The organism is Actinosynnema sp. NPDC059797 (assembly GCF_042732085.1).
Taxonomy (GTDB): Bacteria; Actinomycetota; Actinomycetes; order Mycobacteriales; family Pseudonocardiaceae; genus Actinosynnema.
The window spans coordinates 1-7,367 of the sequence record NZ_JBHWIE010000346.1 but is presented as its reverse complement, the minus strand read 5'-3'; the positions used below and the strand labels follow the sequence as shown (position 1 = coordinate 7,367).

At 74.5% G+C, this 7,367-nt stretch carries 6 protein-coding genes and 1 pseudogene; 5 read left to right on the top strand and 2 right to left on the bottom strand.

Features of this window, described 5'->3' with window-relative positions:
* Nucleotides 1-1,111: hypothetical protein (locus ACFV4N_RS36655; protein WP_499677263.1), on the bottom strand; the 1,111-nt coding region annotated here is incomplete at its 3' end.
* A gap of 529 nt (nt 1,112-1,640) precedes the next feature.
* On the bottom strand, nt 1,641-1,769 hold the full coding sequence (locus ACFV4N_RS36650) for a hypothetical protein (protein WP_499677262.1): 129 nt from the start codon (nt 1,767-1,769) through the stop codon (nt 1,641-1,643).
* A 242-nt stretch (nt 1,770-2,011) separates the two neighbouring features.
* Here ACFV4N_RS36650 and ACFV4N_RS36645 point away from each other — a divergent pair, with 242 nt between their 5' ends.
* From ACFV4N_RS36645 to ACFV4N_RS36625, 5 genes and pseudogenes are all read left to right on the top strand, one after another.
* Entirely contained in the window at nt 2,012-3,346 is a 1,335-nt protein-coding gene (locus ACFV4N_RS36645) for a hypothetical protein (RefSeq protein ID WP_499677261.1), read from the top strand.
* A gap of 2 nt (nt 3,347-3,348) precedes the next feature.
* On the top strand, nt 3,349-4,569 hold the full coding sequence (locus ACFV4N_RS36640; RefSeq protein WP_499677260.1) for a PLAT/LH2 domain-containing protein: 1,221 nt from the start codon (nt 3,349-3,351) through the stop codon (nt 4,567-4,569).
* 116 nt (nt 4,570-4,685) lie between these two features.
* Nucleotides 4,686-5,651: pseudogene (locus tag ACFV4N_RS36635) on the top strand (GlxA family transcriptional regulator).
* A gap of 56 nt (nt 5,652-5,707) precedes the next feature.
* Nucleotides 5,708-6,331, top strand: coding sequence for an HD domain-containing protein (locus tag ACFV4N_RS36630; protein WP_499677259.1), 624 nt, complete (start codon nt 5,708-5,710; stop codon nt 6,329-6,331).
* A gap of 246 nt (nt 6,332-6,577) precedes the next feature.
* Complete coding sequence (locus tag ACFV4N_RS36625) at nt 6,578-7,078, top strand: DUF3040 domain-containing protein (protein WP_499677258.1); 501 nt, start codon at nt 6,578-6,580, stop codon at nt 7,076-7,078.
* The last annotated feature ends 289 nt before the right edge of the window (nt 7,079-7,367 follow it).

Genomic DNA, 7,367 nt, shown 5'->3' with positions numbered 1-7,367 from the left:
CGCCGCGCGGCCCGTCGGCGGCGAGCAGCTCGACGAGGTTGCTCAGGGCGTGCAACTCGTTGAGGACCCGGTCCGTGCCGCCGACGGCGTCGATCCGACCGGTGAGCCGGCGCACCTCGGGCGTGGTCAGCGGGCCGCGCGGGTCGTGGTGGCCGCGCACCACCCGCAGGCCGGCCGCGAGCCGCGCGAAGGTGACGGGCCCCTCCAGGCAGTCGGCCACGACGGCGAGCACGGACGCGTCGACCACCCGGAGGTCGGCCGCGTCGGCGCCGGACCGCATCGTGGCCACGGCGCCCGCCACCACCTCGGCCACCTCGTCGGCGGCCAACCCCCGCAACAAGGTGCCGTCCTCCCGGGACAGCGCGATCGCCGACACCGGCGAACCCGCCGCCGCGGCGAGGGCGGCCAAGTCGTCCCCGACCCGCCGCTCGCTGAGGTCCACCACCAGCACCGAGCCGCCGGCCCTCAGCAGGGAGCTGCCCACGGTGGTGACCAGGCTGGCCCACCCGTCACCGGTGCCGCCGAACACCTCCACCCGCGCCGCCGAACCGGTCGGTCGCAGCGGGAGCCACTCCTTGGCGACCGCGCGGGCCCGCAGCGCCTCCTCCCGGGCCGACATCCGGCCGCGCCACTCGCCGACCCGGTGGCGGAACAGGTCGAACCGGAAGTCGCGCTCCCGCGCGGCGGCCCGGACCCGCGACCTCGGCACCGCGACCTGCCGGACGAGGACCACCGCGAAGCCGACGACCAGCCACCCCGACAGCACCACGTGCCCGACGACCGTGCCCCCGAACGGCAGCGACCACACCCCCCAGGCGACCGCCCCGACACCGGCCACCACCCACGGGACCTGCCGCGACCGCCGCCGCCACAACCGCCACGCGTCGACGACCTCGGCGGGTTCGCGCCACTCGGGCGCGGGCTCCGGCTCGGCGGTGAACCCGGGCAGCGGCGCGAACTCCCACCCCCACCGCTCGACGCCGTCGAACAGCCCGCGCACCAGCGGCGCCACGCCCGCCGCCCGAGGCAGCGGCACGACCGGGGAACGGACCGCACCGGCGCCGTCGAGGTCCCCGGCAACGCCCTCCCCCGACGACGGCACACCGATCACCGCGGATGGCCTCCCCTCGACCGCCTCCGGGCGACACTAGCGGCGGATCACCGTGAGCCAACCCCTTGTCGCCCTCTGTCACCGGATCGGATCACGTGGAGCCCGCAGAATTGCCGGGAGGGACCGGGTGGAATACGTTCCCCGGACAGGTGATGCGGTCGGCCTTTGATCCACTTCGACATCCGCGCGATCGATTTTTCCTCTTCCACGCCCGAACGGCGGTACCGACGGGCCGCAGGGTGACGAAAAGGCGTCGGCGCGTTCCTGGTGTCGTGGGTCCGGAGAATTCATCCACGAGAAAAATCGACCCCGGACCCGCGGTCGGCGACGCGACGGCTCCGGGCCGGTCGACGGGCGGGACCGCGGCGACGAGCAGGTCCCGCAGGACGAGCCGGACGACGGCGGCGGCCTCGTCGGCGAGTGCCCGGTCCCGCTCGGCCGTGACGGTGACGGCGGGTTCGGCCGGCCGAACTCGATCTGTCATCGGGTCGAGGCCAGTGCCCGGCGCGCCGGGGAGGCCGGGCCGGGGTCAGAGGAGGGCGACGGTGCAGTGGTCCCGGAAGTCGATGACGCCGGCCGCGGCGGGGAGGGCGTGAACGGCGGTGGGCAGGGCGGCCAGGAGCAGGGTGGCGAGGATGGTGGCGATCGCGTTCCGCATCCTCCCAGCCAGGCAGGTGGAACCCCGGTGTTCAACCCGACCGGCCGGTAGTCATCCGCTCCGGATCGTGCCGCACCCGATCGATGCACCTCGTCGGGAGCGCCCCACGCACCACGTGACCACCACCTGCCCGAGTCAGAGAAAACGAGGGCTCATATTGAAAAAACGCGTCCGCGGGGGATTGACCGAAAAGGTACGCTCCTGAAAAGCACCTCCGTGGCACCCTCGGGAAGGTCATTCACATGGCTGATCCGCTCATCGGCAAGACGGAAATACGGAACGCCGCGAACCAGGTCGTCTTCGCATTCGACCCCGACAGCACACCGCCGAGGTTCGGGGTCCAGCAGGCCGGCGGGTGGGTCTGGGTGGAGCTGGCGAACAACGTCCTGTCGCTCGGGCGCGCCGGCGTGGTCGGCAACCCGTCCGTGAGGCTCCACGGGCAGAACGCCGAGATCCTGGTCGGCGGGAACGGCGCCACCGGGAGCCTCGTCGTGCGCGAGCTCCACGACAAGGTGAACGCCCAGCTCGACGGGTTCGGGAAGCTGGTGCTCGGGAGCGACCAGCACCCCGGCGGCATCACGCTCAACGGGGCGAACGGCAAGTCCGCGCTGGTGCTGGGCGGCGGTGGCCTCCACGCCGGCGGCGACGGCACCGCCGGGAAGATCACGGTGGTCGACGACAAGACCCGCCCGATGTTCGAGGTGCGGGCCGCCGACGGCCATGTCCTGGCCCGCGGGTACCAGCGGGCGGGGCGGGTCGTGGCGCGCGCGGCCGACAAGTCGGACGCCGTCGTCCTCGACGGCTCGACCGCGGACGTCGCGGCGGGCCACGCCGGCGCGGCGGGGACGCTCGTGCTGAACGACACCGCCGGCCACGCGATCGTCAAGGTCGACGCGGCCGGCGCCGGCACGATCACGCTGCTCCGCGACGACAAACCGGTCTTCCAGCTGAACGGGGCGACCGGAGAGGTCCGGTTCGGCGGCGGGACGGTACCGGGTCAGCTCTTCCTGCGGGACGGGACCGGGAAGGACACCATCCACCTGCGCTCCGGGGACGCCATCGCCCGGGTCGGCGGCAACGGCAAGGACGGGCGCGTCCGCCTCTGCCGGGCCGACAACGGCGTGAGCATGGAACTCGACGCGACGAGCGGGGACATCATCCTCCAGAACGCCGACTGCGCCGAGGACTTCGACCTCGCCGACGGGGTCGAGGCGGAACCCGGCACGGTCATGGTGCTCGACGAGCAGGGGTCCCTGCGGCCGAGCGCGCGGGCGTACGACTCCGCGGTCGTGGGCGTGGTCGCCGGCGCCGGCGGCTACCGGCCCGGCATCGTGCTGGACCGCACGGCCTCGTCGCGGCGGCGGGCGCCGCTGTCGATGGTCGGCAAGGCGTACTGCATGGCCGACGCGACGACCGCCGCGATCGCGGTCGGCGACCTGCTGGCCTCCTCGGACCGGCCGGGGCACGCCATGAGGGCGGGCGACCCGACGCGCGCCTTCGGCGCCGTCCTCGGCAAGGCGCTGCGCCCGCTGACCGGCGGCACCGGTCTCATCCCGATCCTCGTCACCCTCCAGTGACCATGGACGGCCTCCTGTCCCACAACGTCGACCGGCCGCTCAGCGTGCGGGCGCTCGCGTCCGCCCTCGGCGTCCCGGCGCCGATCTCGGTCAAGCAGCTCATCGCCCGGCTGGAGGACCCGCGCCGGCCGTTCTACCTCATCGCCCACCGGTGCAACGACCTCGACGAGGTCAAGTGGGCGATCCAGGCGGGCGCCAACGCGATCGAGTGCGACATCCAGTTCACCCACAACCAGGGCTCGCTCACCACCGAGTTCTGCGTCAACCACGACAACACCGACCACCCGGCCCGCGACGACCTCGTGCCGTACCTCAAGGGCGTGGCGGAACTCCTGCGCGACAACCCCCAGGTCGCGCTCTGGCTGTTCGACCTCAAGCAGGACTGGCCGTGGAAGGCGGTCCCGCTGCGCAACCTCATCCGCCGGCACCTGACCGACCACGTCCCGGTCAACGTCCTCATCTCGCAGCCGGAGTACGCGGGCCGGGGGTTCTTCGAACCGATCGCGACCGGGCTGCGCCCGCGGGAGGGGTACGCGATCGACGCGCACGACCACCCCGACGCCGTCTCCGACTTCTTCACCGGCAAGGGCATCACCCGCCACGGGTACGGCAACGGGATCTTCGTCGCGGGCGGCGGCGAGCACGTCCCGCGCTCGGTCATGCAAGGCGTCGCCCTGAAGTGGGCCGAGCGCAGGATCCGCTTCGTCTACGTGTGGACGCTCGGCGCGAAGTCGGCGATGCGCGACTACCTCGCCATGGGCGTCGACGGGATCTTCGTCAACGACGTCCCGGCGCTGAGGGAGGTGCTGGAGGAGCCCGCGATCAAGGCCCGGGTGGCCCTCGCGTCGCGCGAGCGCGACCCCTTCGCGCTGCCGCCGTACCTGCCCGCCTACGTGCTGACCGTGACGACGGCCGACGCGCTGTGGGCCGGGACCGACGCCGACCTCACCTTCGAGCTGCACGGCAGCGCCGGTGTCGCGAAGACGACGATCGACGCGTCGCCGCCGTTCCTGTTCGAGCAGGGCGGCACCGACCGCGTCGCGCTCATCGGGAAGGACGTCGGGACGATCCAGAAGCTGGTCATCGGCAACCACGGCGACTCGTCGGGGGACTGGCGGGTGACCACGGTGAAGGTCCTCGAGAGCGGCACCGGCCGGACGACCACCTTCGCCTTCAACCAGGAGATCGCGTCGAACACGTCCGCGAGCCGGACGCCGGTCTGACCGCCGGGGCGGCGGGGCCGCGCCGGGCCCGACGTCCGTGCCCGCGCGGTCCGGGCGGAACCGTCGGTGGCCGGATCACCGGGTGCCGACGGATTCCAGCCGGTTATGCTGCGGACGTGCACACGGTGGTCGTCCTCGCGCTGGACAAGGTGGTCCCGTTCGACCTCTCGACCCCGATCGAGGTGTTCACCCGCACCCGGCTGCCCGACGGCAGGCCCGCCTACCGGCTGAAGGTCTGCGGCGCCGGGCCGGAGGTGGACGCGGGCGCGTTCACCCTCCGGCCGCGCTGGGGCCTGGAGGCGCTGGCCGAGGCCGACACGATCATCGTGCCCGGCCGCTCCGAGCCGGGACCGGCGCCCGAGGAGGTCCTGGACGCGCTGCGGCGGGCCGCCGCCGGCGGCACCCGCATCGCCTCGATCTGCTCCGGCGCGTTCACCCTCGCCGCCACCGGCCTGCTCGACGGGCTGCGCGCCACCACGCACTAGTCCGCCGCCGCCGAGCTGGCCGCCCGCCACCCGCGGGTCGAGGTGGACCCGGACGTGCTCTACGTCGACAACGGCCAGTTCCTCACCTCGGCCGGCGCCGCGGCGGGCCTGGACCTGTGCCTGCACCTGATCCGCCGCGACCACGGCTCCGCGGTGGCCGCCGACGCCGCCCGGCTGTCGGTCATGCCGCTGGAGCGCGAGGGCGGCCAGGCCCAGTTCATCGTGCACGACCACCCGCCCGCGCCGCGCGGTTCCGCGCTGGAGCCCCTGCTGCGGTGGCTGGAGGACAACTGCGCGGGCGAGCTGACCCTGGAGGACATCGCGGGCGAGGCGGGCCTGAGCACCCGCACCCTCAACCGCCGCTTCCGCGAGCAGACCGGCACCACCCCGCTCCAGTGGCTGCTGCGAGCCCGCGTGCGCCGGGCGCAGCACCTGCTGGAGACCACCGACCACCCGGTGGACCGCATCGCCGCGCAGGTCGGCTTCGGTTCGCCCACCGCGTTCCGCGAGCGGTTCAGGCGCGTGGCCGGCACCAGCCCGCAGACCTACCGGGCCGCGTTCCGCGATGCCGGCCGGGTGGTGGCGAGAAACCGTTGACAGTTGGCTTTCCAGCCACTGGTGAGGCGGTGCCCGGTGCCGCCAGGATCGACGTCGTGATCACCACTCCCCCGCTGCTGGCCGAACCTTTCGCCCGCGCCACGCTGGACTTCCTGCGCGCCTCGGTGCCACCGGCCGTGGCCAACCACAGCATCCGCGCCTACGCCTACGCCGAGCACCTGGCCGACCGGTGGGACGCCCGGGAGCACGAGGAGTACGACCCGCGGGCCGTGTTCTTCGCCGCCACCCTGCACGACCTCGGCCTGAGCGCCGCGGGAGCCCGGCGACCGGACCGGTTCGAGGTCGCCGGCGCCGACCTGGCCGCCGAGCACCTCCGCGGCCAGGGCGTCGACGCGGGCACGGCGGACCGGGTCTGGGAGGCCATCGCCCTGCACACCTCCGGCGGCATCGCGCAACGCCGCGGCCTGCTGTGCCACCTGGTCGCCGCCGGCACCGCACTGGACTTCGGCGCGGACGCCGAGCACGTCACCGACGAGATGGCCGCCGACCTCCACGCCCGCTACCCCCGGCTGAACACCTCCTCCACGCTGTTCGCCGAGATCGTCGGCCAGGCGCGGGCCGTGCCCGCGAAGGCCCCGGTCGGCTCACTCGCCCGGTACCTGGTCAAGACCGACGACCTGGGCGCGAGCCCGGACATCCCGATGCGGTGGGGCGACTGACCGACGCCGGCGGCGCGCTGTCGGCTTCGCCCGCGCTTGCCGGTGCCCGGCAGCCGCCGAGCCGTCCCGCCCCTTCCTCCTCCGCAGATCCGGCAACAGGCGGACCGCCGGTTGCCGGTGCCCGGCAACCAACAGGCCGTCTTCCCGGCCGCCTTCACGTCTTCCGCGGACCTCGCGGTCGGGCGAGCATCGGGGGACGGGTGTCGGCGGGGTCCCGGCAGCCGTGGCCGACGGGGAGGAGCCGACGTGCGGTGGTCGCTGTGGGTGGTGCTGGTCGGGCTGCTGTTCGCCTCGCTCGCCCGGATCCCGCCGGTGGCCGTCCTCGCCACGGGACTGGTCACCGCCGGGTACGGCGCACGGCGCCGGCGCCGGACCGGGCGCCCCCGCACCGGGACCGGGGCACGGCCGCACGGCGCGGTCCGCACGAGGACCGTCGTGCTGGGCGAACGCGAGCAGCGCCTGTTCCGGTCGATCGAGGAGCGGCTGGCGGCCGAGGACCCGGGGTTCGCCCGACGCCTCCGCGCCCTGGACCGCGCGGGCCGCCGCGAGGAGGGCTTGATCGCCGCCGCGGTCGTGCTCGCACCGGCGGTGGCGGTAATCGCGCTCCTGGACGACCCGGCGTTGGCGGTGGTCGCGGCCCTGGTCACCGCGATCGCCTGCTGGGTCCGCCTGCCGCCTTCGGCACCACGGCGACCGCGCCGGGCACCCGGACCGGACGAACCCCTCGCCCCGGGGACCCGCGCCTGAGCCGGCCGCCGGGCGGGGCTCGGCAGCCGGCGACGACGAGGCGGCGCACGCCGCGACGGGCACGGGCTCGGCTCCGCCCACGTGCGTGCCCGTCCGCGCCCGTCCTTTCGGCTCGGCGTCGTCCGGCGCGGGTCGGGTGCGCCCGGCCGGGCGCTCACCCGGCCGGGCGCACCGGCAGCGCGGTCACCCCCCGGCTGACCGCGTGCCTCCACGTCACGCCGTCCCCGGCGAGCGTGGTCCGCGGGTAGCGGCGCAGCAGGGCGGTCAGGGCGACCTCACCCTCCAGCCG

Bases quoted from the DNA above. Each gene is read 5' to 3' on its own strand.
- ACFV4N_RS36650 (WP_499677262.1), bottom strand. From the start codon at position 1,769: ATGCGGAACGCGATCGCCACCATCCTCGCCACCCTGCTCCTGGCCGCC.
- ACFV4N_RS36645 (WP_499677261.1), top strand. From the start codon at position 2,012: ATGGCTGATCCGCTCATCGGCAAGACGGAAATACGGAACGCCGCGAAC.
- ACFV4N_RS36640 (WP_499677260.1), top strand. From the start codon at position 3,349: ATGGACGGCCTCCTGTCCCACAACGTCGACCGGCCGCTCAGCGTGCGG.